This window comes from Pseudomonas sp. JDS08PS003, assembly GCF_045013505.1.
Taxonomy (GTDB): domain Bacteria; phylum Pseudomonadota; class Gammaproteobacteria; order Pseudomonadales; family Pseudomonadaceae; genus Aquipseudomonas; species Aquipseudomonas protegens_B.
The window spans coordinates 3,655,489-3,675,907 of the sequence record NZ_CP120724.1; the positions used below are offsets into that span (position 1 = coordinate 3,655,489).

Sequence of the window (20,419 nt, forward strand, 5' to 3'; positions counted from 1 at the left end):
TCTATACAATTCGCACATTTAAAAAATCTCGACATCAGTGCAGGCCAGATTTGAAGCTCCGACCTGCAGATTTTCACTGGCTTTGGCTCATAAGGAAAAACAACCTGGTTACCCAGGCCTCTTATCAGGCAAACAGCTCCAATGCAGCTTCGTCCCACTGATGACCCGCCTCGGACCAGCCTTTGCCTATCTGGGGTGGAAATCCGGATCGGCAATATCCCTGCTGAGCGTCGAAATCAAAAACCGCGTGCGGATAATCATTGATCAGCAACACCGCCTTGCGGTGATCGGTGGACCAGCCAACTTTCACAACGGATGGCTTTTCACGGTCCGAAACGTCCGTGACGTTGTAGATATGCAGCGCGTCCTGAATCGGGTTGTCGCCGCTGGCGGTATCCAGGGCATAGAAATAGCCGGTGTGTTCATCGTCCTCAAAAACCACGACGCAGGTTCCTGACTCTGCGGGTGCTTCCAGCACCAAGGCGCTCCCGACCTTGAGTTGACTGTCAGCGGCTAGATAAATGGGCATGTGTGGCGGTCCTTGTTCTGGCAACTATTGAAGTGGGCGGATGATGACAACACTCGAGCAGCACGGCAATCTCCCGGTTGATTGGGTAACCGAATAGACTCTCTACATCCCCTCTTGCTTTGCACTTTATAGGTTTTATTTATAACTAAACTAAACATCTATTTAGTTGAGTTATAAGTAACTGGCCTTCAAGCAATTTTTCGTTGTTCCAGTAGCTCTTTTGGAAATCTCTTTGCTCACGTAGCTCTGTGTGGAGGCTACCTTTCTTGAAGTGAGGCTTCGGCTAAAGGGCTTTGACTTGGCGAGGACTGGTAAAATCAGTTATGCGGAGTATTCTCCTGAGGAACACATGTTCATGTGCCTTTAGTGATGCAATGTGTCATTGGATGTGTGCCATCTCCAAGTAGAGTAGTCCTCCCCTGCCCCAGCACTCCATTGGTTCCCGATTGGCTGTCGATTATCGAGTACAGCGATACGTTTACCAGGACGAGCCAGTCGCGGCCATCGGTAACACCTAAACTAGGTATTAGGCTTTTGGCGAAAGCTTACTGCGAGCCGATTCCAACTGTTGATTGAGTTAATTGCCATGGTCAGGTCAACCATTTCTACCTCGGTGAACTCAGAGCACAACTGTTCGTAAACATCGTCAGGTACGCCACTGCCAGTCATCTGTGTGAGTGCGTCCGTCCATGCAAGGGCGGATCTTTCTCGGGCAGTGAAAAAGTCGCTGTTGCGCCATACGGAAATTGAATACAGGCGGCGTTCGGACTCGCCCAGGCGACGCGCGTCGATCGAGTGCATATCCGTACAGAACGCGCAGTTGTTCAATTGTGAGGCGCGAATCTTGATCAAGTGCAGCAGAGTTTCATCAATGCTCAAGTTACTGGTCATAGCTTCAAGAGTCATCATCGCCCTCATTGCCTTGGGTGACGCTGTGTAGTAATCCAGTCGAAATTCCATCAGTCGGCTCCATCTCGGTTGTGTTACGAATGTAGGATGTCCTGCCAGGGCAGACCACCGCCAATACTTAAAGAAATAGCAGGGCCATTGACCTGCAGAGTTTCACCTTCACGTCGCCCAAGTCCCGGTAGTGTTTTTTGCGAGAGCGACTTGTTCGGTATCTGCCTTTACCCAATTGCTCAAGCCTCCTCGGTGAGCGGATGAGGAATAGCATTGTTGGCGATGTTGCTTGGCGACACTTGGGGCAGGCGCAAGAGACGCACCGACAGATTACGAAGCAGCACATAGAACACTGGAGTCAAAAACAGGCCAAAGAACGTTACACCAATCATCCCCGAGAATACGGCGACCCCCATGGCTTGACGCACCTCAGAACCTGCACCGCTGGAGGTAATTAGTGGTATAACGCCCGCAATAAAGGCGATCGAGGTCATCAGAATTGGACGCAGGCGAAGGCGCGCCGCTTCAACTGCGGCTTGGCGAATCGAACGGCCTTGATGCTCCAGTTCATGTGCGAACTCGACGATCAATATCGCGTTCTTGCAAGCCAGCCCCACGAGCACCACGAAGCTGATCTGGGTGAACAGGTTATTGTCTCCGCCGGTCAACCAGACTCCAGTGATTGCAGAAAGGATGCCCATGGGAACAATCAGCAGAACAGCGATTGGCAACGTCAGACTTTCGTACTGTGCAGCGAGCACGAAGAACACCAACAGCATCGACAGCGGCAAGATGATGAACAGCGTGTTGCCCGCAATCTTGTTCTGGTAGGTCAACTCTGTCCATTCGTAGCCTATGCCACGAGGCAGGGATTCGGCTGCAATGCGTTCGACTGCCTCTAGCGCCTGGCCACTGCTGTATCCCGGAGCCGCTCCACCGCTGATGTCTGCCGAGGGGAAACCGTTGTAACGCGCCGCTTGATCTGGCCCGTAGGTCTGCGTCATTTTCAACACCGACGCCAACGGCACCATGTCACCTTTGTCGTTACGCGCCTTGAACAAGCCGACGTCTTCCGCATGCCCCCTAAACTCGGAGTCGGCTTGTACTTTAACCTGGAAGGTACGTCCGAACTTGTTGAAGTCATTGACGTAAATGGAGCCCAGGTATATTTGCAGTGTTTCGAATACCGACGGGATTGAAAGCCCCAACTGCTGAGCACGAGTACGGTCGACATCAGCGTACAGTTGAGGCACGTTCATTTGGAAGCTGGAGAACATTCCGGCGAGTTCAGGGGCTTGCTTGGCCTTGACCATGAACGCTTGCAGCGCATCATTCAATGCCGGTGTGCCGAGTGCAGCACGATCCTGAAGCTGCAACTTGAAGCCGCCTACGTTCCCCATACCTGACACCGGCGGTGGTGAGAATACTGCGGTGTAAGCGCCTTTGATCTCCCCGAACCTGGCATTGAGCCGAGCAGCAATTTCGTTGCCCGTCATGCCTGGTCCTTTACGCTCGGCGAAGTCTTTGAGCAAGAAGAACGCAACACCGGAGTTAGGGCTGCTAACGAAGCCGTTAATGGACCAGCCTGCATAACCAGTGACCGCGTGCACGCCTTCCTCCGCCAACGCTGTGGTAGTCATGTCGCGCAATACTGCTTCAGTACGATCCAAGGATGCAGCATCTGGCAGTTGAACTAAGCCCAGCAGGTATTGCTTGTCTTGTGGAGGGACAAAACCTGCCGGAACTTTGTTGAAAATCAACACGGCAGTTACGACCAGTACTCCATAAACCAGTAACGACAGTGATTTGCGCTTGAGAACACGTGAAACGCCCGTCCCATAGTTGTCAGAGGCTCGGCCGAACAACCGATTGAAGTGTTTGAAAAAAACACCGAAGATTTTGTCGAATGCTTTTTGAAACGCGTCCTTTGGCGCGTCGTGCTCCTTTAGCAAAATCGCAGCCAAAGCAGGCGACAAGGTCAACGAGTTGAACGCGGAGATCACTGTCGAAATGGCAATGGTCAAGGCGAACTGTTTGAAGAACTGCCCACTAAGCCCACTGACGAACGCCAATGGCACGAAGACCGCACACAGGGTCAGCGCGATCGCAATGATCGGCCCCGACACTTCGCGCATGGCCTGATACGTCGCTTCACGGGCCGACAGGCCGAGACCAATGTTACGCTCGACATTTTCAACGACTACGATCGCATCATCGACCACTACCCCGATTGCCAAGACAAGCCCGAACAGGCTTAAGGCGTTGATCGAAAAACCCATCATCAACATGATGGCAAATGTACCAACCACCGATACGGGCACTGCCAGCAGTGGAATGATCGATGCACGCCATGTTTGGAGGAAAATAATGACCACCAAGACGACCAGCACAATAGCCTCAAGCAGTGTGTGAATGACCGCATCAATCGAAGAGCGCACGAACTGCGTTGGGTCGTAGATAACCCGGTAGTCCACGCCTTCTGGCATGTCCTTTTTCAGTTCCGCCATGGTCTTGCGCACATCGTCAGAAATCTGCAATGCATTGGAACTAGGAAGTTGGAAAATGAAGATGGCGTTAGCCTGTTTGTTGTCCACCAACGTGCGTAACGCATCCTCGCCGGCCGCCAGTTCTACACGGGCAATATCACGAAGACGTGTGACGCGACCGTCAGTTGAAGTGCGAACAATCACGTCCCGGAATTCTTCCTCGGTTGTCAAACGGCCTCGAGCGTTCACCGAAATTTGATAGTCAACACCCGGAGCTGAAGGAGCTGCGCCGATCACACCTGCGGCTGCGTTGACATTCTGCTCGCGCAGCGCCTGCACTACATCAATGGGTGCCAGGCTGCGAGCCGCCAACTTGCGCGGATCAAGCCAAATACGCATCGCGTAGTCGCCCGAGCCCCCAACCTGAACCTGTCCCACGCCTGGAATACGCGCGAGTTGGTCCTTGATGTTGATCAGGGAGTAGTTGCGAAGGTACTGCATGTCATAGCGTTCGTTTGGTGAATGCAAATGCACCACCATCGTGAGGTCAGGCGAGCTTTTGAGAGTGGTGACACCCAGGCGCTGCACCGCTTCGGGCAAACGAGGCAATGCCTGGTTTACGCGGTTCTGCACCATCTGCTGTGCGAGGTCAGGATTGGTGCCGAGCTTGAAGGTTACGGTCAGGGTTAGCTGTCCATCCGGGGTGGCTTGGGAATTCATGTACAGCATCCCTTCCACGCCGTTGATTTGCTCCTCCATAGGTGTTGCCACAGTTTCGGCGATTGTCTGTGGGTGCGCGCCAGGATACTGAGCTTTGACCACTACGGACGGTGGAGCTACATCCGGATACTCGGATAGGGGCAAATTGAAAACTGCAATCAGACCGGCAATGAACACAATCGCTGAAAGCACTCCAGCGAAAATCGGCCGATCAATAAAAAAGCGCGAGATGTTCATGTGAACCTTACTGACCGAAGATCAGGATCTTCCAGGTTGATTTTGGGCGCCGACTGCAACTGCGCTGACGGCTGGCTGCGGCTCGACTAGATCGTTAGGGCGGATTTTTTGCAGCCCTTCTATGACGATGCGCTCACCTTTTGAGAGACCGGAACGTACTACACGCCAGCCATCAATTACTGGGCCTAGAGTTACCTCGCGGTAGACCACCTTGTTGTCCGAAGTGACTACAAACACGTACTTTTTGGATTGATCAGTGCCTACCGCCTGATCGCGTATGAGCGTCGTAGCCCGCGGGGCGGAATCACCAGTGCGAACGCGGGCGTACATTCCAGGTGTGAGCTCGCCGTTCGCGTTGTCGAACACCGCGCGCACCCTTAGCGTTCCGGACTGACGATCGAGTTGGTTGTCCAAGAATTTGATGCGCCCGCTATAAGGGAAATCACTCTCATTCGCCACGCCCATGAATACCGGCAAGTTGTTGACTCCGGTGTTACCCTTCGCGCCGTTGCGAACGAAGCGAATATAGCTCGCTTCATCAAGCTCAAAGCTCACGTAGACCGGAGACACAGAAACGATGCTGGTGAGGACTGGAGCATCCTGACCACTACCTACCAGGTTACCAACGGTGAGCTCGGCACGAGAAACCCGGCCGGTTACTGGCGCAGTGATAGCCGTGTATTGCAGATTCAGCTGCGCGCTCAGTACGTCTGCCTGTGTTGCGTTCAGGGCCGCTTGAGTTTCAAGCACTTCATTCGTGCGTTGATCGTGCTCGCGCTGAGAGATTGCCCGCTCGACAATTAATTTGCTCGAACGAGCCAGTTCAGTTTTAGCTAGCGCGAGGCGCACCTTGGCAATTTCGCGAGTCGCTTGGGCTTTAGCCAAAGCCGCTTGGTAAGGGCGTGGGTCGATTGTGAACAGCGTCGCCCCTTTGGTGACCATCTGCCCTTCCTGGAAATGCACAGCATCGATGGTGCCATTGACTCGTGGGCGAATCTGGACATGTTCAACCGCTTCTACCTGGCCAGAAAAGTCACTCCACTCGACAACCATTTTTTCAATGACTTGCGCAACGCTCACAGATGTCGCTGTGATTTCAGATTGGGCCGCTGGAGCGGCGACTGGACGTTGTATTTGGTAACTGCCCACGCCCAGTATGATCAATACACTGACAGCGAGTGCAGTTTTGCTTTTTTTAGCCATTGGCTTTGAGGTCTTCATGTTAGGTCTCGCACATGGATGAATGCAACTACTGAGCAGTGATAACTTCATCAGCCAGCCGCCACGGTAGATGCTTAGGCAGCGAAGCGGAACATCCAATTTTTTATAAAATCGATATACCGGCATCCTCCATCTTTTGAGCCAGATTCGAGAATTGGTCATCTTGTTTTTTTGTACATTGGGCGTTCTCCAAGTGCAGGCTTTCAAATATCCTAAATATCAAATCACAAACAGTGGCACTACTCGGAAGACGCTCTCATGAAAGAGATTATTGTTACATTCACTTTGTTTTTGTCCGCACTTAGTTCTTTGGCTTTCGCTGAAGGTGGTGCTGACAGACTTCAGGAAAAAAATGAAATCCTTGTTCAGGAAGCAATGGCTGCACAAGCCGAAGCCAAAAGCGATACTCAAAAAACCACCAAGTCTGATGAAGAAGCGAACTTAGAAAGCAACTAATCGGCGATGACTGCATCGCCCTAAGTAGAAGTTAAGTAGCCCTCACGCCACGCGTAAGGGCCGCTTCATTCTTTTTCGATCATCCATTTTGGATCGGTAAAAAATGCAAGCGCCGAATTGGGCCAATACTGAAAAATAATGCTTTACCACGGCTTCACCGCTGGCCTTCAACACCTTCTAACGTCATGCTATTTTGAATAGCATCTACGAGGAGACTAGCGGTATGGAACTACATGTTGTCATCAATGGCCGTAAAGATCTCGCTGCGCAGTTGTATAAACAACTGCGTGAAGCGATCGAAAGCGGCCGATTGGCAGCAGGCATGCAACTGCCGCCAACTAGGCTACTCACAGAGCAGCTAGGCATTTCGCGGAAAACCATTTCCGACGTTTACGCACAAATGGCGTACGAGAATTTTCTGATAGCCAAGGTTGGCAAGGGAACCTACGTCAATGCTCGTCCTTCGAAGACGCTGCGCAAGCAGAAAACTTCTGAGCTGGCATGTGCCGAAACCTTAAATTTTTGGAAGTCACTTCACTCCCCTCTTCCCGATCCGTCTTTGGAAGGCACACTGCGCTGTGAATTTGTAGGGGGAGCAACCAACAAGAGTCAATTTCCTCAAAACGAATGGCGTCGCTGTGTGCAATATGGCCTGCGTCAGATGCAACGATCGTTAGGTTTCTACAGTAACATCGCGGGCATTCCCGCCTTACGCGGAGCTATCGCTCAACATGTAGCCTTCTGCCGGGGAGTCGTTTGCCAAGATAGTGATGTGGTTGTTTGTCATGGAGCGCAGCAAGCGCTGGATTTGATATCCCGCATAGTGTTGACGAAAGGCAGCATAGTGGCAGTGGAAGATCCGGGTTACCCGCCGGCTAGATTATTGTTCGCGTCTCAAGGGGCCGCCGTGGTAGGCGTGCCAGTAGACAAGGATGGTATTCGTGTTGACCTCATTCCGGACCAAACACGCCTCATCTACGTCACCCCAGCTCATCAGTTTCCGTTAGGCATGCCGATGAGTCTTGAGCGGCGACGGGCCCTGCTGAATCGGGCTAGAGAACTTGGCGCTATTATTATCGAAGACGATTACGACAGTGAGTTCAGATATGAGGGGCTACCAACGGACTCACTACAAAGCATGGATGAGTACGGGATAGTCGCGTTCGTAGGAACATTCTCTAAGACTATGCTGCCAGAATTGCGCTTGGGTTATGTCGTTGTTCCACCCGTGCTTTTAGAGGCTGTGATAAAGGCCAAACAGTTCACTGATTACCATACTTCATTGCTACCACAATGGGCTTTGGCCAAGTTTATGGCTGACGGGGAGCTGCAGAAACACATTCGGCGGTGCCGTGCTATTTACGCCGGGCGCAGGGAGTGTATTCGTAGCCGTCTCAATGGTGATTTGTCTCCTTGGCTGGAGCCGATCCACACCACAGCTGGCTTCCACATAGCAGCCTTGTTCAAGAATCCTATCGATCTCAAGCTGCTGATTGAGTTATCCAGAAAGGTAGAGGTAGGCCTTTACTCAATTGAGGGTTATTTTTATCAGGAAGCCCCCAGAAAAGGCTTATTATTTGGATTCGGCTCTATCGAAACGCTCGATATTGACCCCGCGTTGGATCGTTTGTATGACATTCTTTTACAACTTGATCCAAGGTGATCTGCAACATCGAAATTTATAATTTTATGAGGCGCCAGTGATTCTTGTTGCTACCGCCACGAAGGGAACTGACTTGTTACCTTCAGGCTAGAGCAGCGTGTGGCTAATCAGGTCAAGACACGTGCGATAACACCTACTCCGGGCGGCAGGTAATACCTCGCGAAATACCCAAGTAAGTCGCAATGCCGGATTTTCTAACGTCTTACCTGCGCCAGGTACTTAACACTCTCGGATTGTTCGACCCCCAGTTCACCTACTTTCAGGGCATGGTGTTCGGTGAAGAGGCCGTCCGAGCAACCGTCCAGGATACCCGCGCCGGGCTGTCACAGGAGCAACTGTTCAAACACCTCATTTGCGCTTGATCCGTCGGGCCTCAGAACTGCCATTTAACGTAGGAAATAGACCAAGGAGTCGAACAGCATGTGGGACGCACACTATTCCGCTGACGAATATGTATATGGAATGACGCCGAACGCCTTCCTGGCGGAGCACGCAGGCCTACTTTCCGGGCCTGTGCTCAGCGTCGCCGAAGGCGAAGGACGAAACGCTGTTTACCTTGCTTCGCTGGGTCTGGATGTCCTTGGCGTGGACAGTTCCGCCGTTGGCCTCACTAAAGCGCACAAACTCGCGGCACTGAAAGGCGTAACAATCCGCACCGAAATTGCCGATATGGCAACGTACAGGCCGCCGGAGGGTGCTTTCGGAGCGGTCGTCTCGATCTTCGCGCACATGCCTAGCTACGTGCGTAGAAGGTTGCATGGCTTGGTAGCTCAGTCACTAAGTCCGGGGGGAATCATCCTGCTTGAGGCCTATCGAAAAGACCAACTCACCCGGGACACGGGGGGCCCGGATGATCTGGACATGCTCATGGCTGGCTCAGAGATAGAGCAGGAATTCCCGCACTTTGATGTGCTGATGTCCCGCGAGATCGAACGGGATGTAATCGAAGGAAAGTTCCATACCGGGCCAGCGTGCGTGGTTCAATTCATCGCAAGAAAGAGATAGGCCGAGCGCGCGCCTAAAGTTTCGACCGCGCAGGAACCCAGGTCTTCAATATCGGAGGATTTTCTTAGCCGCCCTGTTAGCTCGCGCATCAGTGCGATAGCGTCAGCGTACTCTCCAGCGCCGACACCACGGCGGACAACAGCGCCTCGCAGAAAGCCTGAAACCCGGCGCCGGGCCTCAATCCCTGACAATGCCCGGCGTGCCGGGGGCTTGCCGAGCCCCGCGATCTGGGTGATCGCGATCGATGAAGCGGCGCAATCCTTCCTGGGTTTCAGGGGCGTGGATCGAGCGATTGAAGCACTGGGCTTCTATCTTCAAGCCTTCGGCCAAGGGCAATCCGTAACCGCGGATGGCCGCTTCCTTGTCCGAGCGCATCGCCGGTTGCGGCAGACCGGCAAGCACCTGGGCCAATTCCAGCGCGCGCTTCAGGGAGCGCCCGCTGGGCACTATTTCGTTGACCAGGCCGATGCGGTACGCCTCTTGGGCATCGATCACCTTGCCGGTCAAAATCAGCTCCATGGCCCGCCCCATGCCGATAATCCGCGGCAAGCGCTGGGTGCCGCCGTCCGCCAGGCCGATGTTCCAGCGGCGGCAGGTGACACCGAACGAGGCATGCTCTTCGGCGATGCGCATATCGGCAAAACAGGCCCACTCCAGGCCGCCGGCATAGGCCACGCCATTGACCGCGGCGATCACCGGTTTGTAGACGTCGACCCAGCGGCTGGGGCCGATGATTCCTGGGCGCTCACCGCGATCATGGGCGGCGATTTCCTCGGCGCTCGACGGCACCAGTTGCGCGGCAGCCTTGAGGTCGCCGCCGGCACAAAAGGCCCGATCGCCGGTGCCGGTAATGATCGCGACCAGGGCTGTGTCGTCGTCGCGAAAACGCGTCCAGGCATCGATCAATTCACGGTGGGTCACGGGGCCGATACAGTTACGCTGCTCGGGGCGATTGAAGCGGATGACCACTACGGGTCCATGTTGCTCGTAGGCGATTTCCTTGAAGTTCATGGCAGTTCCTGTTGCAGGTCGTGGCACGGTTGAACGAAATCCGGATTGCAGTATAGGCAGCCCTGGCTTTTCTCTTGGTGCTCACCGGACCTGACGCCCGAATTGAGTGCGCATGCACCAAGTTCGCGCCGGCAGAACGCTTGAGTCAGGCCCCTTGCCCGGTTTTGCCAACCACGCTTCGAGCGCTCTGCAACAGCTAATGCAGCGATCTTTGTGCCCTCCAGGCAAAGCTGGCATGGATCTCGCTATCTCTGGATTGTGCAGGAGCATTACAGGTTCGCGGCACCACAATTTCAATGGCTGACTAGGGTTCCGGCTCGCAACTGCGAGTGACTGGTCCGAGAGTCGGCGACCTCCAGTTGAGGTTACACGGCGGGAAAAAAGCCCGGGAGACAAGACACCGTTAGCGGTGCCGCGTTGCCTCCTGTCCGCCCTTGATCAACTGGAGAATCCCTATGCCCCCTCTGCGTCTACCCGCCTTGCTTGTTGCCGCCTTTGCGGCCCTCGTCAGCCTCTCGTCTGCGGCCGCGACCAAGGATCATTTCAGTGTCTGCTGGACGATTTATGCCGGCTGGATGCCGTGGGAATACGCCGGCAGCCAGGGCATCGTCGACAAATGGGCGAAGAAGTACGGCATCAGCATCGATGTGGTGCAGCTCAACGACTACGTCGAATCCATCAATCAGTACACCGCCGGCCAATTCGACGGCTGCACCATGACCAACATGGACGCCCTGACCATTCCCGCAGCCGGTGGCGTGGACAGCACGGCGCTGATCATCAGCGACTTCTCCAACGGCAATGACGGGGTGCTGCTCAAGGGCAAGGACCGGCAACTGGCCGACCTCAAGGGCCTGTCGGTCAATCTGGTGGAGCTTTCGGTCTCCCACTATCTGCTGGCCCGAGCCCTGGACTCGGTGGGCCTCAAAGAGCAGGACCTGCGGGTGGTCAACACCTCCGACGCTGACATCGTCGCCGCCTTCAACACCGATCAGGTGCAGGCGGTCACCACCTGGAATCCGATGCTTTCCGAGATCAAGGCCCAGTCGAACGCTCGCACCAGCGGCGTCAGCGAAGTCTTCAACTCCAGTCAGATCCCCGGCGAAATCATGGACATGATGGTGGTCAACAGCGCCACCCTCAGAGACAACCCGGCCCTGGGCAAGGCATTGACCGGAGCCTGGTTCGAAGTGGTGGCGCTGATGTATGCCGGCAACGCCGACAGCCAGGCCGCACTGCAGCACATGGCCCAGGCCTCGGGCACCGATCTCGGCGGTTTCCAGGCCCAGCTCGCCACCACTCGGCTGTTCGCCAGTGCCCGGGAAGCCTTGGCCTTCGCCACCAGTCCCGAACTGCCGAACACCATGGCCCGGGTCGCCGATTTCTCCTTTCGTCACGGCCTCTTGGGGGAAGGTGCCAGGGACAGCAGCGCCGTCGGCATGAGCTTTGCCAATGCCGTGATCAGCGGTGCTGCGGACAATCTCAAGCTGCGCTTCGACCCCAGCTACGTGCAAATGGCCGCCGACGGCAAGCTGTGACCCGGGCCGCGTTTCGACAAGAGGAACTGGCCATGCGCCTGATCAATCGTCACCCGGATCGTCCCGGCCGACTGCTGTTGGTGATCCTGCCTTTCACCCTGTTGCTGCTGGCCTATTTCCTGGGTTCGGCCGAACGGCTGACGGCCAACCCCAATGACAAGTTGCTCCCCAGCGCCGTGCAGATGACGGATGCGCTGCAACGCATGGCATTGCAGGCCGATGCTCGCACCGGCGACTACCTGCTCTGGCAGGACAGCGCCGCCAGCCTCGGACGGTTGGCCATGGGCTTGGGCATCAGCGCCCTCGCCGGCCTGTGCCTGGGGGTCGCGGCCGGCACCCTGCCGCTGCTGGGCGCGCCGTTGTCGCCCTTGCTGACGGTGCTGTCCATGGTGCCGCCCCTGGCAATCCTGCCGATCCTGTTCATCGTCTTCGGCCTCGGCGAGTTGTCCAAGGTGATGCTGATCGTCATCGGCATCACCCCCTGCCTGGCCCGGGATCTGGAACAGCGGGCCCGGGAAATTCCCGTGGAACTGCTGATCAAGGCCCAGACCCTGGGCGCCTCCACCTGGACCCTTATCCTGCGGGTGGTGCTGCCACAGTTGCTGCCGCGGCTGCTGATATCCCTGCGGCTGATGCTGGGTTCGGCCTGGCTGTTCCTGATTGCCGCCGAAGCCATCGCCGCCACCGACGGCCTGGGCTATCGCATCTTCCTGGTCCGTCGCTACCTGGCCATGGACGTGATCCTGCCCTATGTGGCCTGGATCACCCTGCTGGCCTGGCTGATGGACTGGGGCCTCAAGCGCCTGACTCTGGTGGCCTTTCCCTGGCATGGGGAGGCTCGCCCATGAGCTTTATCAAGGTCAGCAACCTGTGGCAGCAGTACGCCGGTCAGGTGGTGCTCGAAGGTCTCAATCTGCAAGTCGAAGAAGGCGAGTTCTGCACCCTGGTGGGTGCCTCGGGCTGTGGCAAGTCGACCTTCCTGCGCCTGCTGCTGGGCCAGGAGCAGGCCAGCCGCGGGCAGATCCTGCTGGATGGCCAGCCCCTGGCGCGGGAGCCGGATCCCAGCCGTGGCGTGGTGTTCCAGCGTTATTCGGTATTCCCCCACCTGTCGGCGCTGGACAACGTGGTCCTGGGCCTGGAACTGCCACGCTCACCACTGCTGGGCCGGTTGTTGGGCCGTACCAAGCAACAGGCCCGGGAACAGGCCGCGGCACTGTTGCACAAAGTAGGCCTGGGTCACGCCCTGGACCAGTACCCGGCCCAACTCTCCGGTGGCATGCAGCAGCGCCTGGCCATCGCCCAGGCCCTGATCATGCGCCCCCGTGTGCTGCTGCTGGACGAGCCCTTCGGGGCCCTCGACCCGGGCATCCGCAAGGACATGCACCACCTGCTGCTGGAGCTGTGGCAAGAAACTCCGCTGACCGTGTTCATGGTCACCCATGACCTGGCGGAAGGCTTCAGCCTCGGCACCCGATTGCTGGTGTTCGACAAGGTGCGCGTCGATCCCCATGCCCCCGGTGCCTATGGCGCCCGCATCACCTACGACATCCCGTTGAACAGCGACCGCCGCGCCCTGCGCGCCGCCGTGCCGACCTTGCCGCCCGCGCTGGCGGCCTCCCTGCTCCGGACCTGAAAGGACCTTTCCCATGCTCGATACCCGCCTATTGCTGCCCTTCGCCGAGGAACTGCTGCCCGGTGGCGGCCACCGCTCCTTCATCCTCAAGCGCGGCCAACTGCTGCGCCTGACCGACCTGCGCGGTGGCGCCAATGTCAGCCTGACCCTGCTCAATGCCAACGAGAAAACCGAGCGCCTGAACCTGCCGGACAGTCTCAAGTGCCAGCACACCGCCAAGCTCACCGCCGGGCATTGCCTGTACTCGGACATGGGCCGGGTACTGGCCGCCATCACCCGCGACACCTGCGGCTGGAGCGACAGCCTGGGCGGTGTGCTCTGTGCCGAGGAGGTTGCCGAGAAATACGGCCAGGGCCGCTACCAGGAGCTGCGCAACGGCTACTACCGCAACGGTACCGACAACCTGCTGGTGGAACTGGGCAAATGGGGCCTGGGCCTGTCGGACCTGACGATGACCCTCAACCTGTTCAGCCGGGTCCGGGTCGACGACGCCGGCCGCTTGCAGTTCGTCCCCGGCAACTCCCGGGCCGGTGACTGCATCGAGCTCTACGCCCCCATGGACACCCTGGTGGTACTCACCGCCCTGCAGCACCCCATGGACCCCAACCCACAGTACGCCCCCCAGCCGCTGAAACTCAGCTGGATGCATGCCGGCGCCGACGTCGCCGAGCACTGCCGCACCTCGCGCCCGGAGAACGAGCGCGGCTTCATCAATACCGACCGCCTGTTCGCCTGAGGATTGCCCCATGTCGCTTGCACTTGCCGCCCTTGAACGCTCACCGGACACCGCGCAGTACCGCGCCACCATTCCCGCCGGCGAACCCTGGCTGATGGAACTCAGGACCGGGCAGACCCTGCGCATCCTCGACCTGGAAGGCAACCAGGCCGTGGACACCCTGTTCTACAGCCTGGCCAATCCCAAGGAGCGCTATGACGTACAGCGCACCCTGCGCCGGCAGCAGCGGGTCTACCTGAGCACCGGCAGCGTGCTCTATTCCAACCTCGGCCGGCCCATGCTGACCCTGGTGGCCGACACCTGCGGCCGCCACGACACCCTGGGCGGTGCCTGCGCCCAGGAGAGCAACAGCGTGCGTTACGCCCTGGAAAAGCGCCACATGCACAGCTGCCGCGACAACTACCTGCGGGCCTGTGTCCATGACGGTCGCCTGGCCAAGGGCGACCTGGGGCCCAACATCAATTTCTTCATGAATGTGCCGGTTACCGCCGACGGCGGCCTGAGTTTCGAAGACGGACTCTCCGCGCCGGGCAAGTACGTCGACCTGCGGGCCGAGATGGACGTCATCGTCCTGATCTCCAACTGCCCGCAACTGAACAACCCCTGCAACGCCTACAACCCCACCCCTGCGGAGCTACTGGTATGGAACTGAAGATCGCGCGCCTGCGTCGCTGGCTGTACACCCTGTGCCAGAGCCGTTCCGCTCAATGCCTGAAGCGCTAGGGCCCTGCCCCGCCAGCTGACTGCACCCTGGCCCCCGGGACGACCCGGGGGCTGACTCGAAAACTGCGGGACGGCCCGCATCCCAGTGGGGGGCAGTCCAGCACTCACCCCCAGGGGTCATGCCATGTTCGAAACACTGTTGATCGCCAACCGTGGTGCCATTGCCTGCCGTATCCTGCGGACCTTGCGCGAGCTGCAAGTCCAGGGGGTCGCGGTCTATTCCGAGGCCGACGCCGCCAGCCTGCATATCCGCCAGGCCGACCAGGCCCACAGCCTCGGTGAAGGCCCGGCCGCCGCGACCTACCTGGACGTGGAAAAAATCCTCGCCATCGCTCGCGCCAGCGGCGCTAGCGCCATTCACCCGGGCTACGGCTTCCTCTCGGAAAACGCTGCCTTCGCCGAAGCCTGCGAAGCGGCCGGCATCGCCTTTGTCGGCCCGACCCCGGAGCAGTTGCGGGTGTTTGGCCTCAAGCACACCGCTCGGGCCCTGGCCCGGGAATACGGGGTGCCACTGCTGGAAGGCAGCGACCTGCTGGACGACCTCGACGCCGCACTGCACGCCGCCGCGCAGGTCGGCTACCCGGTGATGCTCAAGAGCACCGCCGGCGGAGGCGGCATCGGCATGCGTGTCTGCCATGATGCGCACGAGCTGGGGGAATCCTTCGAGGCGGTCAAGCGCCTGGGGCAGAACAACTTCAGCGATAGCGGCGTGTTCATCGAGAAATACATCCCCCGGGCCCGGCACCTGGAAGTGCAGGTCTTCGGCGACGGCCAGGGCCAGGTCATCGCCCTGGGCGTACGTGACTGCTCGGTGCAGCGCCGTAACCAGAAAGTCCTGGAGGAAACCCCGGCGCCGAACCTGCCCCAGGGCATGGCCGAGGCTCTGTGCGCCGCCGCCATCACCCTGGCCCAGGCGGTGAACTACCGCAGCGCCGGCACCGTGGAGTTTGTCTTCGACAGCCACGACCAGCGTTTCTACTTCCTGGAAGTGAACACCCGCCTGCAGGTCGAACATGGCGTCACCGAGCAGGTCTGGGGCGTGGATCTGGTGCGCTGGATGGTGCAGCTGGCGGCCGGTGAACTGCCGCCTCTGGGCACCTTGAAAGAAGGCCTGGAACCCCGCGGCCATGCAATCCAGGCGCGGCTGTACGCCGAAGACCCGGGCCGGGATTTCCAGCCCAGCCCGGGGCTGCTCACCCAGGTGGAGTTCCCCGCCGCCGATGGCCGCCAGTTGCGTATCGACACCTGGGTGGAAAGCGGCAGTGAGATCCCGCCCTACTTCGACCCCATGATCGCCAAGCTCATCAGCTGGGCAGAGGACCGGCAAAGCGCACGCCTGGCCCTGCATCACGCCCTGGGCGAGAGCCGCTTGTACGGCGTGGAACACAACCGCGACTACCTGCGGCAGATCCTCGTCGATACGCCCTTCGCCAGTGGCCAGCCCTGGACCCGCTGCCTGGATGGCCTGGTGTACCGCGCCTCGACCTTCGAGGTGCTCAGCCCCGGCACCCAGACCAGCGTCCAGGACTACCCGGGACGCCTTGGTTACTGGGCTGTGGGCGTACCGCCCTCCGGGCCGATGGACAGCCGCGCCTTGCGTGCAGGCAACCGCTTGCTGGGTAACGCCGAAGGTGCAGCGGCCCTGGAAATCACCATGAGCGGCCCCCTGCTGCGCTTCAACTGCACAGCGCGGGTTGTGGTCACTGGCGCTTCCATTGCCCTGAGCCTGGACGGCGTTGCACAGCCGATGAACAGCGTGCTGTCGATCCCTGCGGGGGCCACCCTGAGCATTGGCCAGATCAGCGGTCCCGGCGCCCGCAGCTACCTGTGCCTGAGTGGTGGCGTGCAGGTTCCCGACTACCTGGGCAGCAAGAGCACCTTCACCCTGGGCCAGTTCGGCGGTCACGGCGGCCGCGCCCTGCGGGCCGGCGATGTGCTGCACCTGCTGCCGCTCAAGGCGGGCCCCAGTGGCCATAGCCTGCCCCTGGAACAGGTCACCGTGCTCCCCACAGTCCGGCGAATCCGGGTGATCTATGGCCCTCACGGCGCGCCGGAGTATTTTGCCCAGGGTTACATCGACACCTTCTTCAACACCCAGTGGCAGGTGCACTTCAACTCCAGCCGCACCGGGGTCCGGTTGATCGGCCCCAAGCCCGAGTGGACCCGCAGCGATGGTGGCGAGGCCGGGCTGCATCCGTCGAATATCCACGACAACCCCTACGCCATCGGCGCCGTGGATTTCACCGGGGACATGCCGGTGATCCTCGGCCCGGACGGCCCGAGCCTGGGCGGCTTCGTCTGCCCGGTGACGGTGATCGAGGCCGACCTGTGGCAGTTGGGTCAGCTCAAGGCCGGGGACCTACTGCAGTTCTTCCCGGTCTCCCTGGAACAGGCCCGGCAGGCTGCGCTGCATGACCTGGAACTGGCGGACAATCCCGCCGCCGAACCGCTGCGCTCCCCGGTGGTGCTGGACATCGGCGAGGACGCCAGCCGGTTGGTGGCGCGCCTGTCCGGGGACACCCACCTGCTGCTGGAAATCGGCGCCGCGGAGCTGGACCTGGTGCTGCGCTTTCGCGGCCATGCACTGATGCAGGCCCTGGAGGCCAAGGCCTTGCCGGGGGTGATCGACCTGACCCCGGGCATCCGCTCGCTGCAACTGCACTACCGGCCGGAACAACTGCCCCTGGCTGCATTGCTGGCGATCATCGCCGGCGAATGGACCGCCGTATGCGCCACCGAGAACCTGCAGGTGCCGTCACGGATCGTCCACCTGCCGCTGTCCTGGGATGATCCGGCCTGCCAGTTGGCGATCGACAAATACATGACCACAGTGCGCAAGGATGCCCCCTGGTGCCCGAGCAACCTGGAGTTCATCCGTCGCATCAACGCCTTGCCCGACTTGGCCCAGGTGCAGCACACCGTGTTCGCCGCCAGCTACCTGGTAATGGGCCTGGGAGATGTCTACCTTGGCGCACCGGTGGCAACGCCCCTGGACCCGCGCCACCGACTGGTGACCACCAAGTACAACCCGGCCCGCACCTGGACCGCGGAGAACTCGGTGGGCATCGGTGGCGCCTATCTGTGCGTGTATGGCATGGAAGGCCCCGGCGGCTATCAGTTCGTCGGGCGCACCCTGCAGATGTGGAATCGCTACCGCGAGGTGGCGGCGTTCCAGGGCCGGCCCTGGCTGTTGCGCTTCTTCGACCAGATCCGTTTCTACCCGGTGAGCGCCGCCGAGCTAGCGCGCATCCGCCGGGACTTCCCCCTGGGGCGCTATGCCCTGGAGATCCAGCCCAGTCAGCTCAACCTCGCCGACTACCAGGCCTTCCTGGACCGCGAAGCCGACAGCATCGAGGCCTTCCGGCACCAGCAGCAGGCGGCGTTCAATGCCGAGCGCGAACGCTGGATCACCAATGGCCAGGCCCATTACCAGGCAGAGGACGTGGCGGTGCAAGAGGACCTGGAGCCGCCTCTGGAAAGCGGCCAGCACAGTGTCGACAGCCAGATCGCCGGCAATCTCTGGCAGGTCCGGGTCAGCCCGGGCACTCGGGTCGCCGCCGGTGACGTGCTGGTAATCCTGGAGTCGATGAAGATGGAAATTGCGCTCGTGGCGCCCCTGGCCGGCGTGGTCCGGGAGATCCGTGGGCAACCCGGTTCGGCGGTACGCGCCGGGCAGCGGGTCGCCGTGCTGGAACTGGATTGAGTCGTTCTTCCCCTTATTCGATGGACCCTGACCATGACTGTGAATCTGCAACTCGATGCCCTGCGCGCCGCCTACCGTGACGGTCGCACCACCCCTCGCAAACTGCTGACGCACCTGCGGGACAAGGCCGCAGCGTTGAACCCCGACTATCACCTGTTCATCCACCTGCTCAGCAACGCGGAACTCGAGCCCTACCTGGCCGCTCTGGAGCAACGCGACCTCGACAGCCTGCCCCTGTATGGCGTGCCCTTTGCCATCAAGGACAACATTGACCTGGCCGGTATTGCCACCACGGCCGCCTGCCCGGCCTTCGCCTATGTCGCGCAGCGTTCGGCCACCATCGTCCAGCAACTGCTGGACCTGGGGGCGATCCCCCTGGGCAAGACCAACCTCGACCAGTTCGCCACCGGGCTCAATGGCAGCCGCTCGCCTTATGGCGCCTGCCCCAATAGCGTGCTGGGCGAGTATCCCAGCGGCGGCTCCAGCGCCGGTTCGTCCCTGGCGGTGGCCCTGGGCGTCTGCAGCTTCGCCCTGGGCACCGACACCGCCGGCTCCGGCCGGATACCGGCGGCGCTCAACAATCTACTGGGGCTCAAGCCCAGCAAGGGGCTGTTGTCCACCGCAGGTGTGGTACCGGCCTGCCGCACCCTGGATTGCGTCTCCACCTTCACCGCCACAGCGCGGGAAGCCAGCCAGCTGCTGGCCCTGTGCGCCCGCCTCGATCCCGGCGATTGCTACAGCCGCCGCAACCCTCAGTGGAATGACGCCTCAGCCTTTGGCGCGCCACGGCCTTTTCGCTTTGGCGTGCCTCGGGCCCAGGACCTGGAGTTCTTCGGCTGCAGTGAAGGCCCGCAGTTGTTCAACGACGCCATTGAACAACTCAAGGCCCTGGGCGGCGAAGCGCAGGAGCTGGATCTGTCGCCCTTTCTGGAGGCTGCGCGCCTGCTCTACGACGGCCCCTGGGTTGCCGAACGCTACAGCGTCGCCGGCACACTGATGCAGCAGCAACCCGATGCCGTGCTGCCGGTGATTCACCAGGTACTGGCCAAGGCCCCGAAGGTGGACGGCGTGCAGACCTTCAATGCCCAGTACCGCTTGCAAGCCTTGAAGGCCCGGTGCGACCCACTCCTGGCCGGTCTCGATTGTGTGCTCACGCCCACCCTCGGCCGCCCGGTGACCCTGGCCGAACTGGCGGCCGAGCCGCTGCTGCGCAACGCTGAACTGGGTTACTACAGCAACTTCATGAACCTGCTGGACTACGCCGCCGTCGCAGTGCCCAGTGGTTTCATGAACAACGGCCTGCCTTGGGGCGTGACCCTGTTTGGCCGGGCCTTTACCGATCAGTACCTGCTGAGCCTGGCTGACGCGATGCAGCGCCGGCAAGGCTTACCGGCCCCTGCCCCGTCCACCCCGGCGCGCCATGACCGGGTGCAACTGGTGGTGTGCGGCGCACACCTGGAAGACCTGCCCCTCAATAGCCAACTGACCCGGCGCGGTGCCCGGCTGATCGAAGCCATCCACAGCTCCCCGGACTATCGCCTGCACGCCCTGGCGGGCGGTCCCGTCCGGCGCCCGGGCATGGTCCGGGTCAAGGAAGGCGGTGTAGCGATTGCCGTGGAAGTCTGGGAATTGCCCAGCAGCGAACTGGGCTCCTTGCTCAACGGCATCCCCGCGCCCCTGGGACTGGGCAAGGTGCAACTGGCTGACGGCCGCTGGGAGACCGGCTTTATCTGCGAGCCCTGTGGCCTGGAGGGCGCCGTCGATATCAGCCACCTGGGGGGCTGGCGCGCTTACCTCAAACAACACCCGTAAGAGCTGGTTTGCCGGCGAAGCAGCCCTTGAGCCTTGCGCCGGTCCC

The 20,419-nt window shown here is 59.8% G+C and carries 15 protein-coding genes and 1 riboswitch; of the genes, 10 read left to right on the forward strand and 5 right to left on the reverse strand.

Annotation, left to right across the window (positions count from 1 at the left end):
• Window positions 1-124: 124 nt before the first annotated feature.
• From P7C00_RS16320 to P7C00_RS16335, 4 genes are all read right to left on the reverse strand, one after another.
• Entirely contained in the window at window positions 125-529 is a 405-nt protein-coding gene (locus P7C00_RS16320; RefSeq protein WP_123728170.1) for a DUF2251 domain-containing protein, read from the reverse strand.
• Between the two features lie 519 nt (window positions 530-1,048).
• On the reverse strand, window positions 1,049-1,489 hold the full coding sequence (locus tag P7C00_RS16325; RefSeq protein WP_123728169.1) for a carboxymuconolactone decarboxylase family protein: 441 nt from the start codon (window positions 1,487-1,489) through the stop codon (window positions 1,049-1,051).
• Window positions 1,490-1,668: 179 nt separating this feature from the next.
• The gene (locus tag P7C00_RS16330) at window positions 1,669-4,872 is read right to left on the reverse strand and encodes an efflux RND transporter permease subunit (protein ID WP_404936852.1); all 3,204 of its coding nucleotides are present in this window, start codon (window positions 4,870-4,872) and stop codon (window positions 1,669-1,671) included.
• Window positions 4,873-4,893: 21 nt separating this feature from the next.
• Window positions 4,894-6,093 carry an efflux RND transporter periplasmic adaptor subunit gene (locus P7C00_RS16335; protein ID WP_404936853.1) on the reverse strand — a complete coding sequence of 400 codons (1,200 nt, stop codon included), beginning with the start codon at window positions 6,091-6,093 and terminating at the stop codon, window positions 4,894-4,896.
• 258 nt (window positions 6,094-6,351) lie between these two features.
• Here P7C00_RS16335 and P7C00_RS16340 point away from each other — a divergent pair, with 258 nt between their 5' ends.
• From P7C00_RS16340 to P7C00_RS16350, 3 genes are all read left to right on the forward strand, one after another.
• Window positions 6,352-6,549 (forward strand): co-regulatory protein PtrA N-terminal domain-containing protein, encoded by a 198-nt coding sequence (locus P7C00_RS16340; protein ID WP_404936854.1) that lies wholly within the window; start codon window positions 6,352-6,354, stop codon window positions 6,547-6,549.
• A gap of 223 nt (window positions 6,550-6,772) precedes the next feature.
• Window positions 6,773-8,212 (forward strand): PLP-dependent aminotransferase family protein, encoded by a 1,440-nt coding sequence (locus P7C00_RS16345; RefSeq protein WP_402895026.1) that lies wholly within the window; start codon window positions 6,773-6,775, stop codon window positions 8,210-8,212.
• A 420-nt stretch (window positions 8,213-8,632) separates the two neighbouring features.
• On the forward strand, window positions 8,633-9,217 hold the full coding sequence (locus tag P7C00_RS16350; protein WP_404936855.1) for an SAM-dependent methyltransferase: 585 nt from the start codon (window positions 8,633-8,635) through the stop codon (window positions 9,215-9,217).
• Between the two features lie 177 nt (window positions 9,218-9,394).
• Here the strand turns inward: P7C00_RS16350 and P7C00_RS16355 are convergent, their stop codons facing one another.
• The gene (locus P7C00_RS16355) at window positions 9,395-10,228 is read right to left on the reverse strand and encodes an enoyl-CoA hydratase/isomerase family protein (RefSeq protein WP_404936856.1); all 834 of its coding nucleotides are present in this window, start codon (window positions 10,226-10,228) and stop codon (window positions 9,395-9,397) included.
• Between the two features lie 293 nt (window positions 10,229-10,521).
• A riboswitch (guanidine-I (ykkC/yxkD leader) is annotated at window positions 10,522-10,622 on the forward strand.
• A 61-nt stretch (window positions 10,623-10,683) separates the two neighbouring features.
• Here P7C00_RS16355 and P7C00_RS16360 point away from each other — a divergent pair.
• From P7C00_RS16360 to atzF, 7 genes are all read left to right on the forward strand, one after another.
• On the forward strand, window positions 10,684-11,766 hold the full coding sequence (locus P7C00_RS16360; RefSeq protein ID WP_404936857.1) for a putative urea ABC transporter substrate-binding protein: 1,083 nt from the start codon (window positions 10,684-10,686) through the stop codon (window positions 11,764-11,766).
• A gap of 32 nt (window positions 11,767-11,798) precedes the next feature.
• Window positions 11,799-12,614, forward strand: a complete 816-nt coding sequence (locus tag P7C00_RS16365; RefSeq protein ID WP_404936858.1) for an ABC transporter permease — start codon at window positions 11,799-11,801, stop codon at window positions 12,612-12,614.
• Window positions 12,611-13,399, forward strand: a complete 789-nt coding sequence (locus P7C00_RS16370) for an ABC transporter ATP-binding protein (RefSeq protein WP_346633004.1) — start codon at window positions 12,611-12,613, stop codon at window positions 13,397-13,399. The genes P7C00_RS16365 and P7C00_RS16370 overlap by 4 nt, the downstream gene beginning before the upstream one ends.
• Window positions 13,400-13,412: 13 nt before the next feature.
• On the forward strand, window positions 13,413-14,135 hold the full coding sequence (locus P7C00_RS16375) for an urea amidolyase associated protein UAAP1 (RefSeq protein WP_346633005.1): 723 nt from the start codon (window positions 13,413-13,415) through the stop codon (window positions 14,133-14,135).
• A 10-nt stretch (window positions 14,136-14,145) separates the two neighbouring features.
• Window positions 14,146-14,787 carry an urea amidolyase associated protein UAAP2 gene (locus P7C00_RS16380; RefSeq protein ID WP_404936859.1) on the forward strand — a complete coding sequence of 214 codons (642 nt, stop codon included), beginning with the start codon at window positions 14,146-14,148 and terminating at the stop codon, window positions 14,785-14,787.
• A gap of 195 nt (window positions 14,788-14,982) precedes the next feature.
• Window positions 14,983-18,561, forward strand: a complete 3,579-nt coding sequence (gene uca / locus P7C00_RS16385; RefSeq protein WP_404936860.1) for an urea carboxylase — start codon at window positions 14,983-14,985, stop codon at window positions 18,559-18,561.
• A 33-nt stretch (window positions 18,562-18,594) separates the two neighbouring features.
• A complete protein-coding gene (atzF, locus tag P7C00_RS16390; protein ID WP_404936861.1) occupies window positions 18,595-20,373 on the forward strand; it encodes an allophanate hydrolase in 1,779 nt (592 codons plus the stop codon).
• Window positions 20,374-20,419: the final 46 nt, after the last annotated feature.

Coding starts and splice junctions, on each gene's coding strand:
- P7C00_RS16320 (WP_123728170.1), bottom strand. CDS start 529: ATGCCCATTTATCTAGCCGCTGACAGTCAACTCAAGGTCGGGAGCGCC.
- P7C00_RS16325 (WP_123728169.1), bottom strand. CDS start 1,489: ATGGAATTTCGACTGGATTACTACACAGCGTCACCCAAGGCAATGAGG.
- P7C00_RS16330 (WP_404936852.1), bottom strand. CDS start 4,872: ATGAACATCTCGCGCTTTTTTATTGATCGGCCGATTTTCGCTGGAGTG.
- P7C00_RS16335 (WP_404936853.1), bottom strand. CDS start 6,093: ATGAAGACCTCAAAGCCAATGGCTAAAAAAAGCAAAACTGCACTCGCT.
- P7C00_RS16340 (WP_404936854.1), top strand. CDS start 6,352: ATGAAAGAGATTATTGTTACATTCACTTTGTTTTTGTCCGCACTTAGT.
- P7C00_RS16345 (WP_402895026.1), top strand. CDS start 6,773: ATGGAACTACATGTTGTCATCAATGGCCGTAAAGATCTCGCTGCGCAG.
- P7C00_RS16350 (WP_404936855.1), top strand. CDS start 8,633: ATGTGGGACGCACACTATTCCGCTGACGAATATGTATATGGAATGACG.
- P7C00_RS16355 (WP_404936856.1), bottom strand. CDS start 10,228: ATGAACTTCAAGGAAATCGCCTACGAGCAACATGGACCCGTAGTGGTC.
- P7C00_RS16360 (WP_404936857.1), top strand. CDS start 10,684: ATGCCCCCTCTGCGTCTACCCGCCTTGCTTGTTGCCGCCTTTGCGGCC.
- P7C00_RS16365 (WP_404936858.1), top strand. CDS start 11,799: ATGCGCCTGATCAATCGTCACCCGGATCGTCCCGGCCGACTGCTGTTG.
- P7C00_RS16370 (WP_346633004.1), top strand. CDS start 12,611: ATGAGCTTTATCAAGGTCAGCAACCTGTGGCAGCAGTACGCCGGTCAG.
- P7C00_RS16375 (WP_346633005.1), top strand. CDS start 13,413: ATGCTCGATACCCGCCTATTGCTGCCCTTCGCCGAGGAACTGCTGCCC.
- P7C00_RS16380 (WP_404936859.1), top strand. CDS start 14,146: ATGTCGCTTGCACTTGCCGCCCTTGAACGCTCACCGGACACCGCGCAG.
- uca (WP_404936860.1), top strand. CDS start 14,983: ATGTTCGAAACACTGTTGATCGCCAACCGTGGTGCCATTGCCTGCCGT.
- atzF (WP_404936861.1), top strand. CDS start 18,595: ATGACTGTGAATCTGCAACTCGATGCCCTGCGCGCCGCCTACCGTGAC.